15 protein-coding genes are annotated in these 21,367 nt (G+C 46.5%); 1 reads left to right on the top strand and 14 read right to left on the bottom strand.

Annotated features, from left to right (window positions below):
- Nucleotides 1-141 precede the first annotated feature (141 nt).
- The 14 genes from HMPREF9007_RS10220 to HMPREF9007_RS10285 all read right to left on the bottom strand — a co-directional run bounded on the left by HMPREF9007_RS10220 (nt 142) and on the right by HMPREF9007_RS10285 (nt 18,236).
- On the bottom strand, nt 142-1,629 hold the full coding sequence (locus tag HMPREF9007_RS10220) for an MBOAT family protein (RefSeq protein WP_008762069.1): 1,488 nt from the start codon (nt 1,627-1,629) through the stop codon (nt 142-144).
- The gene (locus HMPREF9007_RS10225) at nt 1,616-2,524 is read right to left on the bottom strand and encodes an SGNH/GDSL hydrolase family protein (protein WP_008762068.1); all 909 of its coding nucleotides are present in this window, start codon (nt 2,522-2,524) and stop codon (nt 1,616-1,618) included. Before HMPREF9007_RS10225 ends, HMPREF9007_RS10220 begins: the two co-directional genes overlap by 14 nt.
- The gene (locus HMPREF9007_RS10230; RefSeq protein ID WP_008762067.1) at nt 2,511-3,905 is read right to left on the bottom strand and encodes an SGNH/GDSL hydrolase family protein; all 1,395 of its coding nucleotides are present in this window, start codon (nt 3,903-3,905) and stop codon (nt 2,511-2,513) included. Before HMPREF9007_RS10230 ends, HMPREF9007_RS10225 begins: the two co-directional genes overlap by 14 nt.
- Before the next feature lie 221 nt (nt 3,906-4,126).
- On the bottom strand, nt 4,127-4,420 hold the full coding sequence (locus HMPREF9007_RS10235; RefSeq protein WP_008762066.1) for a PG0541 family transporter-associated protein: 294 nt from the start codon (nt 4,418-4,420) through the stop codon (nt 4,127-4,129).
- Between the two features lie 12 nt (nt 4,421-4,432).
- Nucleotides 4,433-7,591 carry an efflux RND transporter permease subunit gene (locus HMPREF9007_RS10240; protein WP_008762065.1) on the bottom strand — a complete coding sequence of 1,053 codons (3,159 nt, stop codon included), beginning with the start codon at nt 7,589-7,591 and terminating at the stop codon, nt 4,433-4,435.
- A 30-nt stretch (nt 7,592-7,621) separates the two neighbouring features.
- A complete protein-coding gene (locus HMPREF9007_RS10245) occupies nt 7,622-8,638 on the bottom strand; it encodes an efflux RND transporter periplasmic adaptor subunit (protein ID WP_008762064.1) in 1,017 nt (338 codons plus the stop codon).
- Nucleotides 8,639-8,669: 31 nt separating this feature from the next.
- Nucleotides 8,670-10,016 carry a TolC family protein gene (locus tag HMPREF9007_RS10250; RefSeq protein ID WP_008762063.1) on the bottom strand — a complete coding sequence of 449 codons (1,347 nt, stop codon included), beginning with the start codon at nt 10,014-10,016 and terminating at the stop codon, nt 8,670-8,672.
- A 49-nt stretch (nt 10,017-10,065) separates the two neighbouring features.
- A complete protein-coding gene (locus tag HMPREF9007_RS10255) occupies nt 10,066-10,716 on the bottom strand; it encodes a TetR/AcrR family transcriptional regulator (RefSeq protein WP_008765448.1) in 651 nt (216 codons plus the stop codon).
- A 331-nt stretch (nt 10,717-11,047) separates the two neighbouring features.
- Nucleotides 11,048-12,547: a histidine ammonia-lyase gene (hutH, locus tag HMPREF9007_RS10260; RefSeq protein ID WP_008762061.1), complete on the bottom strand. Its 1,500-nt coding sequence runs from the start codon at nt 12,545-12,547 to the stop codon at nt 11,048-11,050.
- Nucleotides 12,544-13,173, bottom strand: a complete 630-nt coding sequence (locus HMPREF9007_RS10265) for a cyclodeaminase/cyclohydrolase family protein (protein WP_008762060.1) — start codon at nt 13,171-13,173, stop codon at nt 12,544-12,546. The genes hutH and HMPREF9007_RS10265 overlap by 4 nt, the downstream gene beginning before the upstream one ends.
- A gap of 21 nt (nt 13,174-13,194) precedes the next feature.
- Nucleotides 13,195-14,448, bottom strand: coding sequence for an imidazolonepropionase (gene hutI, locus HMPREF9007_RS10270; RefSeq protein WP_008762059.1), 1,254 nt, complete (start codon nt 14,446-14,448; stop codon nt 13,195-13,197).
- Between the two features lie 97 nt (nt 14,449-14,545).
- On the bottom strand, nt 14,546-15,448 hold the full coding sequence (gene ftcD / locus HMPREF9007_RS10275) for a glutamate formimidoyltransferase (protein ID WP_008762058.1): 903 nt from the start codon (nt 15,446-15,448) through the stop codon (nt 14,546-14,548).
- Between the two features lie 28 nt (nt 15,449-15,476).
- A complete protein-coding gene (locus HMPREF9007_RS10280) occupies nt 15,477-17,468 on the bottom strand; it encodes a urocanate hydratase (RefSeq protein ID WP_008762057.1) in 1,992 nt (663 codons plus the stop codon).
- Between the two features lie 120 nt (nt 17,469-17,588).
- Nucleotides 17,589-18,236 (bottom strand): DUF6563 family protein, encoded by a 648-nt coding sequence (locus tag HMPREF9007_RS10285; RefSeq protein WP_032850491.1) that lies wholly within the window; start codon nt 18,234-18,236, stop codon nt 17,589-17,591.
- A 1,192-nt stretch (nt 18,237-19,428) separates the two neighbouring features.
- Here HMPREF9007_RS10285 and HMPREF9007_RS10290 point away from each other — a divergent pair.
- The gene (locus HMPREF9007_RS10290; protein ID WP_008762055.1) at nt 19,429-21,243 is read left to right on the top strand and encodes a MutS family DNA mismatch repair protein; all 1,815 of its coding nucleotides are present in this window, start codon (nt 19,429-19,431) and stop codon (nt 21,241-21,243) included.
- Nucleotides 21,244-21,367: the final 124 nt, after the last annotated feature.

Below are 21,367 nucleotides of genomic sequence, written 5' to 3'. Positions count from 1 at the left end.
AAAATACCACACACGTCCATAGACTAAAATACAGATTACATAGAGATTTGTTCACAACTGTTAAAAAATGAATCAAACAGTAGTATCTCCATTGGAGATACTATTGACTATCATTTAGCTCATAACAGTGTGGAAAGAAAGCTAAAACTGGAAATAAATAAACGGCTGAATCTCCGAACTCTTCATCTGAATGACCAGATAAATCAGAGCCACCATCAGCAGAGCTTTCCCTAAGAACGGCAAGCGAATGACTCCACGACAAGCAGCATTTTCCCAACTATCCGGAGTGAAATGAAGCAGAAAGCCGAGCAGCATCAAAGCAAACACGCGCCAGTAGCCTTCGATCAACTGCGGGAAAAGCTGCGGACGGAAAGTGGTGAATATCTGTCTCAACATATCCATCGAGTTCTGAAAATCGGCATTACGGAAGAATATCCAGCAGAAACAGACAAAGTGGAAAGTGATAATGACTCCGAATACACGACGCCAGCCATGACTTTGTTCTCCTTTCTTACGACCTATGATGGACATCCACATCTTATGCACCGCCAAAGCGATGCCGTGAAATGTTCCCCAAAGTACAAAGTTCCAGGAAGCTCCGTGCCACAATCCACCCAGAAACATGGTAATAATCAGATTCAGATACTGGCGGAACTTACCTTTCCGGTTTCCTCCCAAGGATATGTACAGGTAATCGCGCAACCAACTGGACAATGAGATATGCCAACGCCGCCAAAATTCAGTGATGGAGGCGGACTTATAAGGAGAATTAAAGTTGAGATTAAAATGAAAACCCAGCAGCAGAGCGATACCGATAGCCATATCGCTATATCCGGAGAAGTCACAGTAAATCTGTAAAGCATATCCGTATACTCCCATCAGATTCTCGACACCGGAATAAAGAGTCGGATTATCAAAGATACGCTCCACGAAGTTGACACTGATATAATCGGAAATGATTGCTTTCTTGAACAAACCGGAGAGAATAAGGAAAATCCCCCGCCCGAACATCTCCTGAGAAACGAAAAGCGGTTTCCGGATTTGCGGAATAAAGTCACGGGCACGCACAATCGGTCCGGCCACCAGCTGCGGAAAGAAGGATACATAAAACGCGTAATCCAGTATGTTGGTCAATGGCTTGATGTCTTTCCGGTAAACGTCAATGGTATAGCTTAATGACTGGAAAGTGAAGAATGAGATACCTACGGGCAGGAATATATCAAGCGCCGTAAATTCTCCTCCCATCAACGAGGCAATCACTCCTCCCAAAAAATTGGTATATTTGAAGTAAGCAAGAAGTCCCAGATTGACTCCCAGACTCAGAGTCACCAATCCTTTGCGTTTCCAGCGTCCTTCGGTACGGTCCATCCATTGCGCCAGCAGGAAGTCGCAAACCGTGACCAGCGCCAGCAGGAAAAAGTAAGTGCCGCTGCTCTTATAATAAAAGTAATAAGAGAAAAGCGTCACAAACAGAATACGGGCCGTATACTTACGCTGCAACAAGGTGTATACGATCATAAAGGCGGCAAACAGCCAAAGGAAGATACCACTGCTGAATATCATCGGTGCCTGCGGATCGTAGGTAAGCACCTCTTTTAACCGGCTGAAATCAATATCAATGGGAAACATAATCGTTATAAGCTTGAATAATGGCTTGGTATAATAAATTTCCTTGCAGGATATATCCCTCAGGTAAATAATGCACATGATCGGGACGCATCAGTTTCGCTTCCGTCCAGTTGGTACAGGCACGGCGCTTGCCCCCTACTACATCGTACATATCCCACACGAGCAGACGATGATCTTTGGCATAACGGCGAATTGTTTCTGCCGCTGTAACCGTCCGGGGATTGATGGCGTACGTACGTTTCCGCCGCCTTTGCCGGAAACTTTCGTAAGAACCCGGAGGCGTGGTGAGAAGAATAGGGACATCGGGAAGGCTGTCGCGCAACAGTTTGACTAGTTCGTCCATCTGATTATAATGTAGGTTGACGTTATACCGCCGGTTATGGCTTTCGTTGGTTCCGAAGGACAGAATCAGCAGTTCCGGCTTCATGGCTGCAATATCGGCAATACGTCCCGGATGGGTAAACGTCAGACAGGTAGCCCCGTTCACCCCCATATCGGTATAAGAGACAGCACCAAAGGTTTCTTTCAGCAGCGTTCCCGTAGTCTGCGGATAGATGTGCCCGCGTACGTGACTGTCTCCGATATGGAGAATACGCACCGTATCTTCGGAAAGTCCGGCACGTACCTGACGGAGACGTTCAAATACGGGTGTCAGCAGGGCAATGCTGTCGATTATCTCATTCCTTCCGGTTTCGCGGAAAGCGGAAGGAAAAGAAGTCTGCACGGCGATGGTATCATTCGCCCAGTTCATTTCCCGCAAAGGTTTTATCATTTTCAAGGTCTTCCCCAGTGGAGGACAGGCAGGGATACGGTCTTGCGCCTTTCCTGCCGAAAGAAGAAAGAATGTTCCCATCAGTCCCAAGATAAAGCCCAGCAACAGGTTATTCTTGCTCATAAGCACGCCTCCTGTCATATTGTTCCTTACCATATATCAATGTTTCATAGAGCAGTCCTGCCAGATGTTTGCCTCCCCGGAAGTTGATATGAGTATAATCGTAGTTCGCCATCGAAGGTTTGGCGTGTACGAGGTTCGCCATACTGCCTTCGCCTCCCATCGCTTCAAACATATTCCAGAAAGCGATACCGCTTTCGGCAGCAATGTTCTGCTGATAGCGAATCAGATTCTTGACTCCCGGCATGGTACGAAGTTCACCGTCTTCTGTCTTATAATCACGGTCGCCGACGCTTAACAGCAAAATACTCGCCTGTGGAAAACAATTCTTCAGATGTTCGATAGAAGTGAGCAGTCCCTTCTGATAATTATCATAATTGCGTCCCCGTTCGGTAGCCACATTCAATCCGTATTCAAGAATAATCAGATCATAAGGACGCTGCTCGTTAAACTGACGCAGCATTTGTTGCGGAATCCCCCGCAACGATAAGCCGGAACTGCCTCGCAAGGAGAAATTATCAAGAATGATTCCTTTCTTACCATCCATCGCCAAGCCATAGAACAGCGTAGAATCGGCACGATCTACCGTCCACCGGACAGAGCCGATGCGTCCTTCAACGGAAATCTTCTGCAAATCGCCCGAAGGCGCTAAGGAATAATTCTTACTCTCCCCCCGATTCACACGGGCAGTAAGATGAACGGAATCTTTATTATAGAAGAAAATCGAAGCCTGCTGACAGGTATCAAGCAGCGAAGCATATTTGCTTTGCCCCCTCAACTCAACGTATGCTCCTTCACGGGGAATAAAGTAATGTCCGGAAATACCCTGTTTCTTTTTATCGAAATACACACTGTCCGTCACCGCATGACTGGACCACCCGCCGAAAGTATGCCGCACGGTAGGACGATACCCGCTCGTCATCGAAGTTATTGTGACAAATCCGACACCGCAACCGCCAAACCGCTTCTGAAGCATTTCACGTAAATCAGCCGTAAAGATATCCGCCTCTATAAATGAATCACCGAAAACGGCGATACGTACCAGCCCGTCATGATCCGGATGTGAAGAAGAAGTACGGTCGAGCGCTTCATAAAAAGAAGCCATACCGCGACGGGTAGAGTCACCGTAATCTTCAATGCAAGTCATGCCCGCACGACAAGTATCGACAAAAACCGGCTTTACGACAGGAGGTAAAGGAATGGTATCCGAATCGGCTACCGCCACTTCCTGCTTCGGATAGCGAAGATCGCTTAAAAGATCGACACGCCTCATCGTGTGTCCGTCGATCGTTATAGCCGGAAGCCAGTGCAACCCAAAGAGTGCTGCAAACACGATCAGTACAAGCCATAACGAATATTTCAGGTAGTTCTTGATAATCTCCATCTTATAAGTAGATATAAGCACTCATTGAGTCCTCGTTTTTTACCCGGTGCCGAGCCACCTCCTCATCGGTGCCGAAGGAAGGCCTCATCGGTGCCGGACCACAAGTTCATCGGTGCCGGACGTTTTCAGGCTGCAAAGATAGGGAAAAGCAAGAAAAAAGAAGGGAGAATCTACATTATTTATAGATTCTCCCTTCCGATTATTTATTCACTGTTCGAACGCTAGATGGTTCGTTCAATGTTCCATACAAATGCACGTAATCCCAGCTGTTCGGTCTGCAAGTCCATCTTATGTAGTGTATCCAGCAACGGATCGACTTTATTGTCATCGACCACCGTAAGGATAGCCGAACACATACTGGGCCAGGCATGACTACCGAAGTGCGGATCGCCTGTCTTTGAGCCACGTCCCTGCACCTTTTCAAGGTATGTAAAGCCCCGGCAGTTCAGACGGTCGAGCAATGCCATGATCCGTTCGTAATACGCCTGATCGAATGTTATCAATACTGATTTCATATTTCTTTTCTGTTATTTCTTAATAATTTCATCTTTATGTTCCTGGAAGTAGACATCCAGTTCGCGTTTGCGATGGAGTTTACGACGTCTGTTCTTGATACCTGTTCCGGCAAATACACAGTACAGCGTAGGAATCAGGACGAGTGTCAACACAGTAGATACCGTCAGACCACCGATTACGGCAATCGCCATCGGACTCCACATCTCAGAACCTTGTCCGCCACCGATAGCCATCGGGATCATACCCAGAACGGTCGTGGCTGTTGTCATCAATACCGGACGGAGACGGCTCTTACCAGATGTCACCACAGAGTTGATGACCGCCATACCCCGCTCTCGACAGAGCGTGATGTAGTCGATGAGCACAATACCGTTCTTCACCACAATACCGATCAGCATGATACCTCCCAGCAAACTCATTACACTCAGCGTACTGCCCGTAAAGAACAACGCCATCAAGACTCCACTAAATGCAAACGGCAGAGAGAACATGATAATGAACGGATAAGTCAGAGACTCGAACTGTGCTGCCATTACGATGAATACAAGAATGACAATCAGGATACCCAATGTTCCCAAGTCGCGGAACGAATCCTGCTGGTCTTCGTACGAACCGGAAATCTGAATCGTGATTTCTCCCGGAATATCCATCTTATCAATAAGCTTGTTACCTGCTGCCACTACGTCACCCAACGGAGCACCGGAGATAACGGCGGATACGGTCACGATACGTTCACGGTCTTTACGCTCAATGGTAGGAGGCGCAAAACGTTCGACTACCTTTCCGACATCTTTTACACGCACGGACTCGCCTTTGGCATTATAAATAAGGATGTTCTCGATGCTTTCCAGACTTGTACGATATTCGGGTGCATAGCGCACTTTGATATCATACTCATCCCCGTCTTCACGATATTTGGAAGCAACGGCACCATTGATACGATTACGCAAGTAGTTACCGGCTGTAGCCAGGTTCAGTCCGTGCATCGCCAGCTTCTCACGGTCGAAATCAACCTGATACTCGGGCTGGTAGTCACTACGGCTGATGTTCACCTCGGTCACCCCTTTCACGGTCAGCAACTCACGTTTCAAACGGGCTGCTACGCTATCAGTCATCGTCATATCGTATCCGTATATCTCAAAGTCGGCACTTGCCTGAGCAGACATACCTGTATTACTACCTCCCAGAATAACCTGTGCCTTGCTGAACTCCGGATAACCTTTCAAGTCCTGACGCATCTCGTCACAGACTGCTTCCAGTGAGATATCACGATCTCCCGGGTCTACCAGACTGATGTTGAAGGAAATAATGTGCGAGCCGTTGTCCTGCATGGAAGCCCACGTATTATCCGAGTCCGCCTGACCTACGGTATAGTTACATACCTTCATGATATCTTTATACTTCGTCAGCCACTGGTTAGTCAGCTTCTCGGAAAGTTCCTGAGCAATCTCTTTTCGTGTACCGATCGGCAATTCAAGCTGAACAGCAATACGGGCATTATCCTGTGCAGGGAAGAACTCCGTACCGATTCCTTTCGCACACAGCAAGCTGACAACGAAGAAAGCAATACATCCCACAATCACAACCGGACGATGACGAACTGCCCAGTTCAGCATTTTCGCATAACCTGTATCGAGTGCGTCCAACGCTTTCTCTATCGGAGTAAAGAAGAGCTTGAACATCTTCGACGGCCGCTTCTGCAGGCGAAGTAATTGCGAACAGAGCATCGGGGTCAGTGACAGAGCCGCGACTGTAGACACAAACATGATGGCACACATCATCCAGCCCAGCTGTTTGAAGAGCACACCGGACATACCGCTTACCATGGTCAACGGGAAGAACACGGCGATCATGGTCAGCGTAGAAGCAATTACGGAAATAGCCACCTCATTCGTTCCATGTACTGCTGCCTGTTTCGGGTCCGAACCACGCTCAATATGTGTCGTCACGTTTTCAAGTACCACAATCGCATCATCCACCACCATACCGATGGCAATAGACAGAGACGACAGTGAGATAATGTTGATCGTATTTCCGGTAATCGCCAGATAGATAAAGGAGGCGATCAACGAAAGCGGAATCGTGATACAGATAATCAATGTCGCACGCCAGCGTCCCAGGAACAGGAACACGACGATCACAACGAACAGCAAGGCATACATTACAGTCTCTGCCAAACTGTCAATCGTATTCAAGATATTATCGGAAGTATCGACAATCACTCCCAGCTTCACATCACTCGGCAGGTTCTTCTGCAAACGCGGAAGCGCTTCTTCTACCTTACGGGAAATTTCTACAGAGTTGGCGCCCGACTGCTTCTGAACCACAATCATCGCACCCTGCACACCGTTATTATAGGTTTCCTGCGCACGCTCTTCCACCGTATCCACGATGCGGGCCACATCACGCAGGAAGACATTCGCTCCATTGTGCGTACCTACTACGATATCTGCCAACTGGCGGGAATCATCAAACTCCCCTTCCACACGGAGGGCATACGTCTCACTACCGATATCGAAGTTACCGCCCGGAATATTCTTGTTTTCGGCTCCGATAATAGAGCTGATAGTCTCAATGCTCAGGTTATAAGCTTCCAGTTTGTTAGGGTCGCAATATACCTGAATCTCACGCTGCGGCGCACCACTGATAGACACCGTTCCCACACCGGGAATACGTGCCAACGGGTTAACCACACGGTCGTCCAGTATCTTGTAAAGCGCGGCCTGGCTCTCATTGGCCTGTACCGAAAGCAATACAATCGGAATCATGTCCGTACTGAACTTGAAGATGATCGGATTCTCGACATCATCCGGCAGCTGTGAGCTTACCATGTCGAGTTTGTCACGTACATCATTCGTCAGCACGTCAATATCATTACCAAACTCAAATTCCAATGTAATCAATGACATATTCTCGGAAGAACGAGAGGTAATATGTTTCAGGTTACTCACCGCATTCAAGGTATTCTCCAGCGGCCGGGTAACGTTATTTTCTATATCCGAAGCACTTGCGCCAGGATATGCGGTCATTACCATGATCGTATTTGTATCGATGTCCGGATACAAGTCGATAGGTAACTTGGACAAAGAGAAAAGACCAAAAATCACCACTGCCAGAAAGCAGAGGGAGGTCATAATCGGTTTCTTAACCGCACCTTCGTATAAACTCATTTCTTTATAGTGATTAGTTTAATAGTGATTTTACTTCTCGATCTCTACTTCCGTACCGTTTATCAGACGTGCCTGTCCGGCCACTACCACCTGCGAATTATCGGGCACACCGGATTTCAGCTCATACTCCGAACCCATGCGTCTGCCTAACTCCACTTTGTTGTAGGACACTTTGCCATCTTTATAAACGTACACATAGCGATCGCCGGAACCTGCCTGTTTCACAATAGCCAAGTCGGGCACTACAACGTTGTCCGCCGTACCGAAGTTCAAGGTAGCACGGGCAAACATTCCCGGACGTACACGCTGATCTTTGTTGTCCAACTTGATCTCGATCTGGAAAGTACGGGTAGTTGCGTCGATAGTCGGATAGATCAGGCTGATAGTTCCCTTGAACAGTTCGTCGCCATATACATCCAGCTTCACATCTACCGGTTCGCCTTTCTTCACCTTCGTGAAGTAGGTTTCAGACACATTGATCATCAGCTTGACCGGAGTGATCTGCTCTACTACCAGCACCGGACTTCCGCCACTATACATATCACCATTATCGTAATTACGGGCAGTGATTACTCCGTTGATCGGGCTCAACAGAAACGTATTCTCTACCAGATTATCATAAGCAGTCTGCTTCACATCGAGCTGCATCTTCGCAGCATCCCACTCTGATTTGGAAGCACCGCCTACCTTATAAAGTTCGTCGATACGATTAAATTCAATTTTCTGATTGTCCAGTTGCAGTTTCGTCTGTGTGAGGTTGGCTGCATCCATCTGCACCAGCTTCTGGCCTTTGGATACACGGTCGCCCACTTCTACCAGAATCCGGTCGATGCGGACAGGTGACGAAGGAGCAATGTTGTTCTTTACTTCAGCTTCTACCGTCGCTGTATAATCCTGTATCTGATCTACGGGACGGGCTGTTACATCAGCCACTTTTACTCTGGGCTTCTCGTCTTCCTGTTTCACAGCAGCCTTATCTTTTCCACCCGTACATGAGCTCATTACTACTGTCAATAGCAGAGCCACTAATTGGATACCTTTTTTCATATTCCTTAGTTGTAATTTTAGTTGTCTATCTTTATTGTTTTCCCAAAACCTGATCAAGGTCAGCCTTAGCTACCAGGTAATCGTAGATTGATTGATTGTAAGTAAGTTGTGCCTGCGTCAGTGATACCTGCGAACTGTTAAGTTCAAGCACGGTTCCCTTACCGACTTCATAACGTTTTCCGGCAATCTGTACCGCTTTTTCAGCCTGCATCACGTTTTCTTTGTTGCTGACCACCTGCTCGGAGCTGGCAGTCATATTGTTACGGTAGCTGACTACCTGCATATTCAGTTTTCTCTCCGTATCGATGCGGTTCCAGTCAAGCTGGCGCATCTGGATGCGGGCCGATTTTACCTTCGTAAAGTTGCTCGCCCTATACAAAGGAATGCTCAGATTGAACATCAAAGACGAACTGTTGCTCCACGTATAATCAAAGAAATTGATGTTCGGATTATACAAAGACTGATATTGATAAGAGAAGCTCATCGACAAAGTAGGCATGAAGTTCGTTTTCAGCGACTTCACGTTCTTTTCGAGCAATTTCATATTCAGCTCGAACTGCTTCATCGTTGTATTGTTCTCCAGACTCATATCTTCTTCTTTCAACTGATTGGCAAACAGCATTGATTCGTAGTTTGTCAGATTATCGTCAGTCTTAATATCCACATCAGCCGTAATGCCCATCAACACTTTCAACTGGAGTTTTGCCAGCGTCACGGCATTGGCGGCAGAAATGACATTCGGCTTGATGCTGCGCATCTGTACTTCTGCGCTGATCTTATCAAATTCGCTGACTGCACCTTGTTGATATTTGGCGTTCACGACATTGAAATTATCTTCTGCCAACTTATAGCTGCCTTGAAGCACTTCATAACTATCTTGTGCAAGCATCAGCTGATAATAAGCCTTGGTTACCTGATTGATCAAATCCAGTTCGGAAGCACGCGACTTCTCCACTGCCAGTTCGATATCCGTCTTTGTCATTGACATGGCCCGGTAGACTGCCGGTGCAAACAAAGGCAGGTTAATGCTCAGTCCGGCATTGGCGGTATTCGTACCATCCTGCCCCATCTTGAACGACATATCGTTCAGTTTCATTTCAGCCGCTTTGATCGTGTGATCCAATGATCCGTTTAGGCTTGCTTCGGGTAACAGGCTCTGCCATGCTTCCTTACTTGCAACTTTCTTTAAGGCAATTTCTTCTGCCGCCACCTTTATCGTAGGATTCTCATCCAACGCTATTTCCAGGGCTTTGTCCAACGTCAATGTCAGCGTATTCTGCGTTGTCTGCTCCGTCTGAGCCTTTGCAAAGCCAAACGCACAGAGAGCCATTGCCGTCAGAAGCATTTTCTTGCCTGTCAATCTTTTCAATCTGTTCATAAACTCGTTTCTATTTGATCCTTAATTGTTTGTCATCCGAACCTAGCTCCTATTGTTGCTCGACCCGGTTTTTACGATATTCTGATATAAATTCCTCTAAAACTTTGGCTCCTTTTTCCGTGGAAATGCCACGTATATAGGTAAACATGATGGATTCGTATACTTCTATAAAAGGATATTCGTTGCAAATGTCCGTATTCAACAGCACATCAAACTGCTCGCGCACCAACAGATTGACTATCTCAAAGTTGACATCCGCCCGAAAGATACCTTGCTCTACCCCCGACTTAAAGAAAGACATCGTCTTCTCCGAGTCACTTTCACTACGGTCTTTCATCATCGCATATACCTTCGGATATTTCTTGATATCCTCGAAGAAGCGCTTGTTGGTCTGATGAAAGATCTCGATGCTTTTCTGAAAGACAGCAAGTATCACCTCCAGCACATTGTTGGATTGCTCGTATATCTCCTGCAAGTATTTGTCTCTTTCGGCTTGCTTTTGCAGAATACACTCCTTCAATAATGATTCCTTATCTGCAAAAACCTCATAGAGCGTACGTTTGGAAATGCCCAATGCTGCCGCAATGTCATCCATCGTAATACACTTGATACCTTTCAAAGTAAAAGCTTCTGTCGCGGTCATTATAATCCGTTCTCTCAGCTCCGCCTTTTGGGACGCGTCTCTTCCATGCTCCATCATCACTCTTTTTAGATTTTGTTAGACTCAGTTTTCTATAAATTCACCATTTAAAGCGAAAAACGGAACAAAGATATATAGAAAACTCAATTAACAAATCAAGTTTCCTTTTATTTATAGCCCATTTGATAAATATTATCATTCATTAGAGGTATATGAAAACAAGTGTTAAGAGGAAATATAGAGCAAAAGTAAGGAATAGAGGTATATGAAGTAAAGTTTTATCGCTGTAAGAGGGAGAATAATCGGCAAATGCCGGATAAATACCGATAAGAATCGATCGTTTATCCGGCAATAACAGTCACCATTATTAACGAAAAGCGAAAAAGGAGGTTTAGTACTCTAACTTAGTCCTTTTTAAAAAAGCGACTGTTTTATGTATTTCTTTATACATCACGATGTCATCTTTCACAAAAGGCACTTCTTTCCGGTAGGCATGCAGGAAACTCTCCAGCAGCGGAGACGTTTTCAGCGGACGGCGGAAATCGATGCCCTGCGCAGCATTCATCAGTTCGATGGCAAGGATATGTTCAAGGTTGTCCATCACTTTATAAAGTTTGGTTGCGGCATTGGCTCCCATACTTACATGATCTTCCTGCCCGTTGGACGAAACGATGGAATCGCTCGATGCGGCATAACAGTACATTTTGTTCTGGCTGACCATAGACGCAGCAGCATATTGGGGAATCATAAAGCCGGAATTCAGTCCCGGATTGGCTACCAAAAACTCCGGAAGTTCGCGAAGTCCCATAATCAATTGAGAGACACGGCGTTCGGAAATGTTTCCCAGTTCTGCCAAGGCAATGGCGAGAAAGTCATAGGAGATAGCCAACGGCTGACCGTGGAAATTTCCACCGGAAATGATTCTGTCTTCGTCAGGGAAGATCGTTGGATTGTCCGTGACGGAATTGATTTCGGTCAGCAGTACGGAGGAAACATAGCGGATAGCGTCTTTCGTAGCACCATGCACTTGCGGGATGCAACGGAAAGAGTAAGGATCCTGTACGTGCGCCTTGGGACGTTCGATCAGTTCGCTGCCTGCCAGCAGTTTACGGAAAGCCTCTCCCGTCTCGATCTGTCCGGGATGAGGGCGTATCTGCTGGATGCAATCCATAAACGGGTCGATGCGTCCGTCGAAGGCTTCAAGAGAAAGAGCAGCTATCAGGTCGGCTTTCTTGGAAAGGCGGAAGGCTTTGAGAATGGCAAATACACCGTTGGCACTCATGAACTGGGTACCGTTGAGCAGTGCAAGCCCTTCCTTGCTCATGAGCCGGACGGGTTCCCAGCCAAATTCGTCGAGCACGCTGATTGCTTCGCATTTCTTTCCTTTATAGTTGACGTCGCCCACACCGATCAAAGGAAGGAACAGATTGGCTAATGGGGCGAGATCGCCGGAAGCTCCCAAGGAACCGCGATCATAGACGATGGGCAGTACGTCGTTATTGAAAAAGTCGAGGATACGCTGTACGGTGATTAGTTGCACGCCGCTATGTCCCAACGAGAGAGCGTGGGCTTTGAGTAACATCATCAGTTTGATGATGACAGGACGGATTTCTTCGCCTACACTGCAGGCATGGCTCTTTATCAGGTTTTCCTGCAAGGTTCCCAATTCGCCGGAAGAAATATTTTTAGTGCATAATGAGCCGAAGCCAGTGGTGATGCCATAAAGAGGTTCTTCGGAAGAAGCTATTTTATGGTCTAGATAATCACGGCATTTCTGAATGCGGAGCTTGGCTTCGGGAGCCAGTTCCAGCTTCAGATTCTCGTTGATGATCCGTTCGATGATTTCGAAGGTCAGTTCTCCGGAACCTATTTGATACACATTCTTGCTCATACGCGTAAGTCTTGGTTGACGGCATCCAGTAATTCTTTCTCTTTCCGGCAAGCGGTTTGCTCTATCCGGTCCGCTTCGGCTTGCAAGCCCAAGACAAATTCTTTGTCTTTGAGTACCCCCAGATTAATGCGGACATTCAGCAATGCCCCCAATACGGCGGATCGTGCCGCCATCATGGCTACACAAGCGTCTGTAATAGCGTTCCGATTCCCCAGACGGGCGATGTCTGCTATGACGGGCATCACTTCGAGTGCTTTTCGGGCAACTTCCATCGGAATGAGGGCGGCATGCCTGGTGGCTTCCTGAATGGCAGCGCTGCGGGCAGCTTTTTCTTCATCGGTAGCTTTGGGAAGTTTAAAATAGGCAAAAACTTCATCATAGGCTTCGGAGTCTTTATCAATCAAGGCGATGAATTCTTTTTGGAATCGGGTGGTAAGCGTCTGTGCGTGCTGCATTACTTCTTCACTGGCTTCATATCCTTTCTTGCCGATGGTGAGTCTCGTCACCATCGTGGCCAAAGCGGAAGCCAATGCTCCGCCTAAAGCGGCAATACTGCCACCGCCGGGTACCGGATCATTGCCGGCTACCTTATCTAAGAAATCTTTTACGGTTAAATCTGCTAACATGGTATTTTATGATTTTAGTTATCAATTGACGGGGTATAGCATACCGCCTTTAATAGTCATGATGACACAGTTCATGCCCACGTAGTATGGCAGAATGTGATAATTGTCCGAATTCAGTATGACAAAGTCGCCTTGCTTGCCTACTTCGATGCTTCCGATCCGGTCTGCCCGATGAAGGGCAGCAGCCCCGTTTAGTGTGAGGGCAGTGATGGTTTCTTCAATGCTAAGTTTCATGTAAATACACGCCAAAGCAATGGTCAACGGGATGGAACCGGAGAAACAGCTTCCCGGATTCAAGTCTGTGGCAAGTGCTACGGCACAGCCGGCATCAATCATTTCACGACCGCGTGCATAAGGTTCTTTCAGTGCGAAAGCCGTCAGAGGCAGCAGGGTAGCTACTACTCCTGCGTCGGCCATTGCACGGATTCCGGCATCGGAAGCCTGAAGCAGATGGTCGGCAGACAAGGCGCCCAGTTCGGCTGCCAGCTCAGCGCCACCAAAGGAAACGATTTCATCGGCATGGAGCTTTAACAGGAAGCCTTGTTCTTTGGCTGCCTGAAGGAGACGGCGGGACTGTTCGACAGAGAAAACTCCTTGTTCGCAAAAGACATCGCAACATTCGGCAAGTCCGTTCTCGCGGATAACGGGGAGCATTTCACGGATCAGAAAGTCGATGTATTCGTCTCCTCTTCCTTTATACTCTTCGGGAAGGGCGTGGGCTCCTAAGAAAGTGGATACAATGTCGATACGTTTGTGCTCGTCATTGTTCAGGCTGCGCATTATTTTCAGTTGCAGCAGCTCTGTTTCCCGATCGAGTCCATAACCGCTTTTACCTTCTACCGTGGTGACTCCCATAGCACTCATCTTCTTCAGAAAGCCTTCGGCTGCCGAGCGAAGTTTCAGGAAATTCATTTGCCGGGTAGCTTTTACGGTACTGGCTATCCCTCCGCCACGTTCCATGATGGACATATAGCTTTCGCCTTTCAGCCGCCAGGAAAATTCTTCGGAACGTTCTCCGCCAAAAACAAAATGGGTATGCGAATCGACAAAGCCCGGAAGCAGGCAATGTCCCCGGGCGTTATAATGCCAGTAATGCTGGTAATAGCCGTCACGATCTTCGCCACGACTCTCGCCGACGTAAGTGATGATGCCTTTGGTCACTTCTACCGTTCCGTTTTCTATGATGCGGAGCTGTCCCATTTCCGCACCTTTACGGGCGGAGATTCCTGTCGGGGTGACAATACGGGCATTGAATATAATCAGGTTTTCACTCATTGATCTTTTATTATTCGGTTCTTACTATTTCAATCATAATTCGATATAAGTTTCAGCAGCTTTATATCGGACGCACATTATTTTAATACTCCGGGCGCTATTCCATGATACGCGCTTCCAGCACCTGCTGCATGGAGAAATTCTCCAGTCCTAAATAATAGGAGGCCGTATCTATCAGCGCTTCCATCGGCACCAGACCAATGATCTCACTTCCAACAATCGTCACTCCATAGCGGCGGGCCTCAATACGCACCAATTCGAAAGCACGGTAAAGGGCGGTGCGGGTGTAATCGGTCATATTAATGGATACTTGGGTGATATTCCGCTCTTTCAGTTCCACCCCCATTGCTTTGACGTAGCGGAGACCGCCGTTGATATGCCGGATATTTTTTGCTATCTTCGTGGCTATTTCAAGATTATTGGTACTCAGATTGATGTTATAAGCGACTAGCGGCATTCGGGCACCGATAGCTACCGTTCCGGCAGTGGGATGACGCTCGGCAGGGCCGAAGTCGGGCTGCCATTCGGGAAGTCTGATTTTCTCCGCCATTCCTTCAAATTCTCCCTTACGGACGGAGGCCAGATTTTCCCGATGCGGGGCTGTGGCGGACTTTTCATACAGAAAGACAGGGAGATTATATAGTTCCGCCACCCGGGAAGCCACTTCTTTCGACAGGGCGACGGCTTCTTCCATCGTCGTATTCTTGATCGGAATGAAAGGAACCACGTCCACCGCTCCCATGCGGGGATGCTGTCCGCTATGATGATTAAGGTCTATCAGACGGACAGCAATGCCGATAGCTTCAATGACTGCATCGCGCAAGGCTTCCGGTTCGCCAACCAAAGTGACTACCAGACGGTTATGATCTTCATCATTGCTATAATCGAGCAGCTTCACGCCGGATTTGCCACGAAAAGGGGCTACTATCTTGTCTATTTTCTCCAAATCACGTCCCTCGCTAAAGTTGGGGACACATTCGATGATCTTACTCCAATTCATATTTATTTCTCTATTTCGTTACTTTCTATTACAATGCTTCTTTTATTGTCTTTTTAATCAGCTCGTCATCAGCCAGATAAGGCATCGTTATATGATACCCTTCCGAATGTGATTCATTGAAAGCGTCACTAGTTTCCATTGCATGCGGATTGCGGGCCCACGAACGGCGGGCCACTCCGCCCATCACATCCCAAAGCATAGCCGAGCGAAGTATCTCGTCTACCCGTTCGCTGCCGTCACATACCATGCCGAAGCCGCCATTAATCGCTTTTCCGATGCCGACTCCGCCGCCATTATGCAGGGCTACCAGGCTCATGCCACGCGCACAGTTTCCGGCAAAACACTGCACGGCCATATCAGCCATGACATTACTTCCGTCTTTGATATTCGATGTCTCACGGAAAGGCGAATCGGTTCCACTCACATCGTGATGATCACGGCCCAACATAATCGGTCCTACTTCTCCCCGCCGTACCATTTCATTGAAACGGAGGGCGATATTCATTCTTCCTACGGCATCCTGATAGAGAATACGTGCCTGAGTACCTACTACCAGCCTGTTCTTTTCGGCGTCGCGTATCCAGTTATAATTATCCAGATCCTGTCCCCGTCGATTGACATCAATGCACTCCATTGCGGCACGGTCCGTTTTTATCAGATCTTCGTGCCTACCGCTCAGACATACCCATCGGAAGGGGCCATAGCCATAATCAAAGAGTTGGGGTCCCATGATATCTTCTACATAACTCGGCCATATAAATCCGTCTTTCTCATCAACTCCATTGCGGGAAATCTCTTTCACTCCGGCATCATAAATCGCTTTCATAAAGGAGTTGCCATAATCGAAGAAGTAAGTGCCGCATGCCACCAGTTTCCGGATTACCTCAAAATGGCGGCGCAAAGAAGCGTCTGCCAGACGACGGAACTGATCAGGAGATTCATGAAGAAGGCGGGTGCGCTCTTCGAAAGTCAAGCCTACGGGACAGTAGCCTCCTTCGTAAACGGCATGACAAGAGGTCTGATCGGACAAAAGTTCAATATGAATCTGCTCACGTTCCGCATATTCCAGCAAATCGACGACGTTGCCATGATAGGCTACCGAGCAAGGTTCCCGACGTTCCATCGCTTCTTTTGCCAGACGGAAAGCCTCCGACAAGTCTTGTGTGACATGGCCTACCCATCCCTGCCGATAACGTGTTTCGATACGGGAGCTATCGACTTCGGCTATAATAGAGGCTGCTCCGGCTATTTCGGCTGCCTTTGGCTGTGCCCCGCTCATTCCTCCCAAACCGGAAGATACGAAGAGGTGACCACGCAAATCTTTGTCCTGCGGAATGCCGAGTTTCAATCGTCCGGCATTGAGTAATGTATTGAAAGTGCCATGAACAATACCCTGCGGACCGATATACATCCAGCCGCCCGCCGTCATCTGCCCATAGTTGGCAACTCCCATTTGTGCGGCAATGTGCCAGTCGTGCTGATTGTCGAACTGACCTATCATCATAGAGTTGGTAATAATAACGCGGGGAGCATCGGGACGCGAACGAAACAGGCCCAACGGATGTCCGGACTCAATGACCAGTGTTTGCTCAGGAGTAAGTTCTTCGAGATATTGCTTGATCAGGAGGTATTGCATCCAGTTCTGACAAACTTGGCCGGTTTCACCATAAGTAACAAGTTCATAGGGATACAACGCGATATCAAAACAGAGATTGTTGTCAATCATTACTTGAAAGGCTTTGCCTTCCACACATTTGCCACGATATTCATCAATCGGCCTGGCTTTCAGATCGCCTGCGGGACGGAAGCGGTATCCGTAAATTCGCCCACGGGTACGCAATTCTTCCATAAATTCAGGTGCCAGTTGCTCATGCAATTCCAAGGGGATATAGCGCAATGCATTCTTCAATGCCGTAGCTGTCTGCGCCGGCGTAAGCGTATAACTACGGTCGGGGGCCCTCCGGATACCTTCTATGAAAGCTGGGTAGGGAGGTAACGTGTTGCCAAGAGTTATCTTCATAATAAGCAGAATTAAGGATTACAAACTGTAAGCAATACAGTTCTATAACTCTTCGCAATATAGAAAAAAAGAAGAGAAAAGACAAAGGTTTTGGTAGATTTATTATCAGAAAGGTATTATTTATTCTTTCTGCTGCTCACCACACAGCATTTGCAGATACTTGAAGGTATGCTTCGCTTCCTGACTGTCTTTTGTAAGGTAGGCTTTTTTCCATTCCGGATGTTTTTCCAGCAGTTGCGCCATCTTTTCTTTTCCTACAAAATCAATCTTTCCGGTCTCACCGTTCAGCTCATAGCAGACCCGTTTAGTAACCAGACTTGAAGCAGCAAGAGCATCTCCCACATTTCCGCCCAGTTTCACATCATCTTCTTCTGCAAATGTCCCACCGATTACCGACCCTAATGGCATCGCACAGAAATAGATATTTTTGCCCAACTGAACAGCCGGAGCATACCACGCCCCGAAACGCATCTTTTTATAACGCAACTTACGACAGTTGATAAATAAGTCTCCTTCAGAAGTACGCACCGCAAAACAACGCTTCTTCAACTGGCGGCACATAGATTCATCATTGCCTGCCGTTATCCGGTAGTCAGCCCCGCCTGTCAATAGAATCTGGCTTCTGGAACGCTTCTCTACTCGCAACACTGCAAGGGTATCGCCATCTTGAGCCATCAACTCCTTCAAGTTTGAATAAATGATATTCTGCGCAACTACCGGAAGGCTAATCACGCTTATCAGCAACCACAAAATATATCCTTTCTTCATAAGCCATCCTCCTTTCTTCATTCAACGCCTTTTCGAGTGGAAAGTTATAAATTTTAGCGCATAAATGCAAGAATGGAAAAAGAAATGTTGAAAAAAGAAGCCAAGAAGCCCCTTTCGCCTTCTTGGCACAGCACCTCTTACACGCAATTATCCCGGAAGCAAGTCAATCGCACCCGAAGTTTGTTTACTCATGAGATACAGTTTATGGTTCTTTTCATAATCTTATCTTGGCTTTTTTCATCCGGAATATCAAGCGTTTTATGTGGTATATCAGGCGTTAATACCTGAGTCGTCAGGGTTGACTAAAAAGTCGGTAGTATCTTAAATCTCCTCCTTCGGGAAGGAGGGGTGGCTGAAAGCCGGGGTGGTAGGTAAAACAAGGTTATCTCTAATTTACTAGGAATAAAAGAATTGCGTATTCACCTACCACCTCCCCCTGCGGGTACTCCTCCTTCCCGAAGGAGGAGATTTAAGATACTACCGACTTTTTAGTCAGCCCCATATCAACTATGAAAGAATAAGCTCCCGGGAACAACAGCAAATGAACGATTCATTATGCTATCATGCAGGCATGATTAATATATTCCGTCAGTAACAATAAATCGTTTCACGTACATGCTCCCATCAGTCCACGTACGTAAACTATTGGGCTCACATACGTGATCCGAACAGATCACGGACGTGAAACGAAAATATGAAACGAACAAAATATATTAGCCAAACCTTGTTTGCAGGTTAAGGTTGCCGAGTCTTGTCTTAATATAGGCGGCATACAGGAAGTAATATATGGCATAAACAACGTACATTCATGCCTAAAAGGGAGTTTTTAACATAGATGGATAAAGGCTTTAAAATAGCACACTAATATCTGATAATCAACAGATTAATTATAATACTCCTTAAAAACAGGTGATAATAGAAAGCAAAAAAAGATCTATTATCACCTTATTATCACCGGTTATTATCACCATTACTTAACTAATTATAAGACACTTATCACGCAAAGGTGACAAGTGACAATAACAAAGTGTGTTTATTCCCTATGTTACTTTGTTCTAAACCATCACAACTTACTTCATCGCTGATTACTGAATGACCGTTAATAAAGAGTAAATCTGCTCTTTACAAAAACACGCTCCCATTCAGCCTTTTACGAATTATATTACCTTTGTCCGAAAAGCAATATAATCGTATGGAAAAACAAGAAAATATTATAGCAACCTATCAACAAATCATTCAGGAAACAGAAAAACAACTACAAAAAGCGCGGAAACGCATTCGCTATATCAGCCTTCTGAGACTGATCTTATTCGTAGAAGCAGTAGCCTCCGCCATTATTTTTTGGTCCGACGGATGGTTAAAACTCATCGTACTTACCGTACTTCCCATCATCGCTTTCATTTGGCTGGTGCAAAGCCACAACCGATGGTTTTACTGGAAAGATTATCTCAAAAAGAAAATAGAAATCAATCAGCAGGAACTACGAGCACTGCAATATGACTTTTCCGACTTCGACAACGGAAAGGAATACATCGATCCGTCTCACCTCTATACTTTCGACTTGGACATATTTGGCGAACACTCGCTATTCCAGTATATCAATCGTACTTCAACCCCCATCGGCAAACAACGTCTTGCCAACTGGTTCAATGCGCATCTGGAAGAAAAAGAAGCTATCGAACAACGTCAGGAAGCGATTCGGGAACTATCTTCAGAACTTGAGTTTCGACAACAATTCCGCCTGCTCGGATTACTTTATAAAGGCAAGCCATCCGACATCTCTGAAATTAAAGAATGGGTCAACAGTCCGAGCGACTATCGGAAACACGCTTTCCTCCGTATCCTCCCGACAGCAGTAGGTATTATAAACCTCCTGTGTATCGGCGCAACGATTCTGGGATTTCTCCCTGCAAGCATCAGCGGGATAGTATTTGCATGCTTTGTCGTATTCAGTTTTATCTTCTCAAAAGGAATAACCAAAATACAAGCGACGTATGGCGAAAAACTACAAATTCTGTCTACTTACGCCGACCAGATTCTCATCACCGAGAAAAAAGAGATGCACAGCCCTGCATTGCAACAACTGAAAGCCGAACTTACAAGCCAAAATCAAACAGCTTCCCAGTCCGTACATCGCCTTGCTAAACTCATGAATGCACTCGACCAGCGAGGTAATCTGTTAATGAGCACCATCTTGAACGGCCTCCTATTTTGGGAACTCCGCCAAGTCATGCAAATCGAGAAATGGAAAGAAGCACACTCCGCAGATCTTCCCCGCTGGATTGAAGCTATCGGAGCAATTGATGCTTATTGTTCTCTTGCAACATTCTCATACAACCATCCGGATTACATCTATCCTCAAATAACTTCTCAGTCTTTCCATCTGCAAGCCGAAGCCTTAGGGCATCCGCTCATGGACCGCAATAAATGTGTCCGCAATGGAATCGATATGGAGAAACGCCCGTTCTTTATCATTATTACCGGCGCCAACATGGCAGGCAAAAGTACTTACCTGCGCACCGTAGGTGTCAACTACCTCTTGGCTTGCATTGGTGCTCCTGTATGGGCTGCGAAAATGGAAATATTTCCCGCTCGTCTTGTCACCAGCCTCCGGACAAGTGATTCACTCACCGACAATGAATCTTACTTCTTCGCCGAACTCAAACGACTGAAACTAATCATTGATAAACTCAAAGCCGGAGAAGAATTATTTATCATCCTTGATGAAATTCTGAAAGGAACTAACTCTATGGATAAACAGAAAGGTTCTTTTGCCTTAATCAAACAGTTCATGAGCATGGATGCCAATGGTATTATCGCTACTCATGACCTACTGCTAGGCACACTAATAGATGCTTTTCCACAAAATATCCGGAATTATTGTTTCGAAGCGGACATTACCAACAACGAACTGACATTTTCATACCAGATGAGAAGCGGAGTCGCACAGAACATGAATGCGTGCTTCTTAATGAAAAAAATGGGGATTGCCGTCATCGACGGTTAATCCCCACATGTCAAATTATTCCTTAAAGCCTGCTTGTATCTAAGCTATTAAGACATAGAAGTGCGATATTCAGTAATTATCAATCCATTATCCATTTATCCCTGCATCCCTGCACTTGACTATC

This window comes from Bacteroides sp. 1_1_14, assembly GCF_000162515.1.
Lineage (GTDB): Bacteria > Bacteroidota > Bacteroidia > Bacteroidales > Bacteroidaceae > Bacteroides > Bacteroides thetaiotaomicron.
The sequence above is the reverse complement of the archived record's forward strand: the minus strand, read 5'-3'. Positions and strand labels throughout refer to the sequence as shown.

What these genes read in the sequence shown, in the direction of transcription:
- HMPREF9007_RS10220 (WP_008762069.1), bottom strand. Translation starts at nt 1,629, where the DNA reads ATGTTTCCCATTGATATTGATTTCAGCCGGTTAAAAGAGGTGCTTACC.
- HMPREF9007_RS10225 (WP_008762068.1), bottom strand. Translation starts at nt 2,524, where the DNA reads ATGAGCAAGAATAACCTGTTGCTGGGCTTTATCTTGGGACTGATGGGA.
- HMPREF9007_RS10230 (WP_008762067.1), bottom strand. Translation starts at nt 3,905, where the DNA reads ATGGAGATTATCAAGAACTACCTGAAATATTCGTTATGGCTTGTACTG.
- HMPREF9007_RS10235 (WP_008762066.1), bottom strand. Translation starts at nt 4,420, where the DNA reads ATGAAATCAGTATTGATAACATTCGATCAGGCGTATTACGAACGGATC.
- HMPREF9007_RS10240 (WP_008762065.1), bottom strand. Translation starts at nt 7,591, where the DNA reads ATGAGTTTATACGAAGGTGCGGTTAAGAAACCGATTATGACCTCCCTC.
- HMPREF9007_RS10245 (WP_008762064.1), bottom strand. Translation starts at nt 8,638, where the DNA reads ATGAAAAAAGGTATCCAATTAGTGGCTCTGCTATTGACAGTAGTAATG.
- HMPREF9007_RS10250 (WP_008762063.1), bottom strand. Translation starts at nt 10,016, where the DNA reads ATGAACAGATTGAAAAGATTGACAGGCAAGAAAATGCTTCTGACGGCA.
- HMPREF9007_RS10255 (WP_008765448.1), bottom strand. Translation starts at nt 10,716, where the DNA reads ATGATGGAGCATGGAAGAGACGCGTCCCAAAAGGCGGAGCTGAGAGAA.
- hutH (WP_008762061.1), bottom strand. Translation starts at nt 12,547, where the DNA reads ATGAGCAAGAATGTGTATCAAATAGGTTCCGGAGAACTGACCTTCGAA.
- HMPREF9007_RS10265 (WP_008762060.1), bottom strand. Translation starts at nt 13,173, where the DNA reads ATGTTAGCAGATTTAACCGTAAAAGATTTCTTAGATAAGGTAGCCGGC.
- hutI (WP_008762059.1), bottom strand. Translation starts at nt 14,448, where the DNA reads ATGAGTGAAAACCTGATTATATTCAATGCCCGTATTGTCACCCCGACA.
- ftcD (WP_008762058.1), bottom strand. Translation starts at nt 15,448, where the DNA reads ATGAATTGGAGTAAGATCATCGAATGTGTCCCCAACTTTAGCGAGGGA.
- HMPREF9007_RS10280 (WP_008762057.1), bottom strand. Translation starts at nt 17,468, where the DNA reads ATGAAGATAACTCTTGGCAACACGTTACCTCCCTACCCAGCTTTCATA.
- HMPREF9007_RS10285 (WP_032850491.1), bottom strand. Translation starts at nt 18,236, where the DNA reads ATGAAGAAAGGATATATTTTGTGGTTGCTGATAAGCGTGATTAGCCTT.
- HMPREF9007_RS10290 (WP_008762055.1), top strand. Translation starts at nt 19,429, where the DNA reads ATGGAAAAACAAGAAAATATTATAGCAACCTATCAACAAATCATTCAG.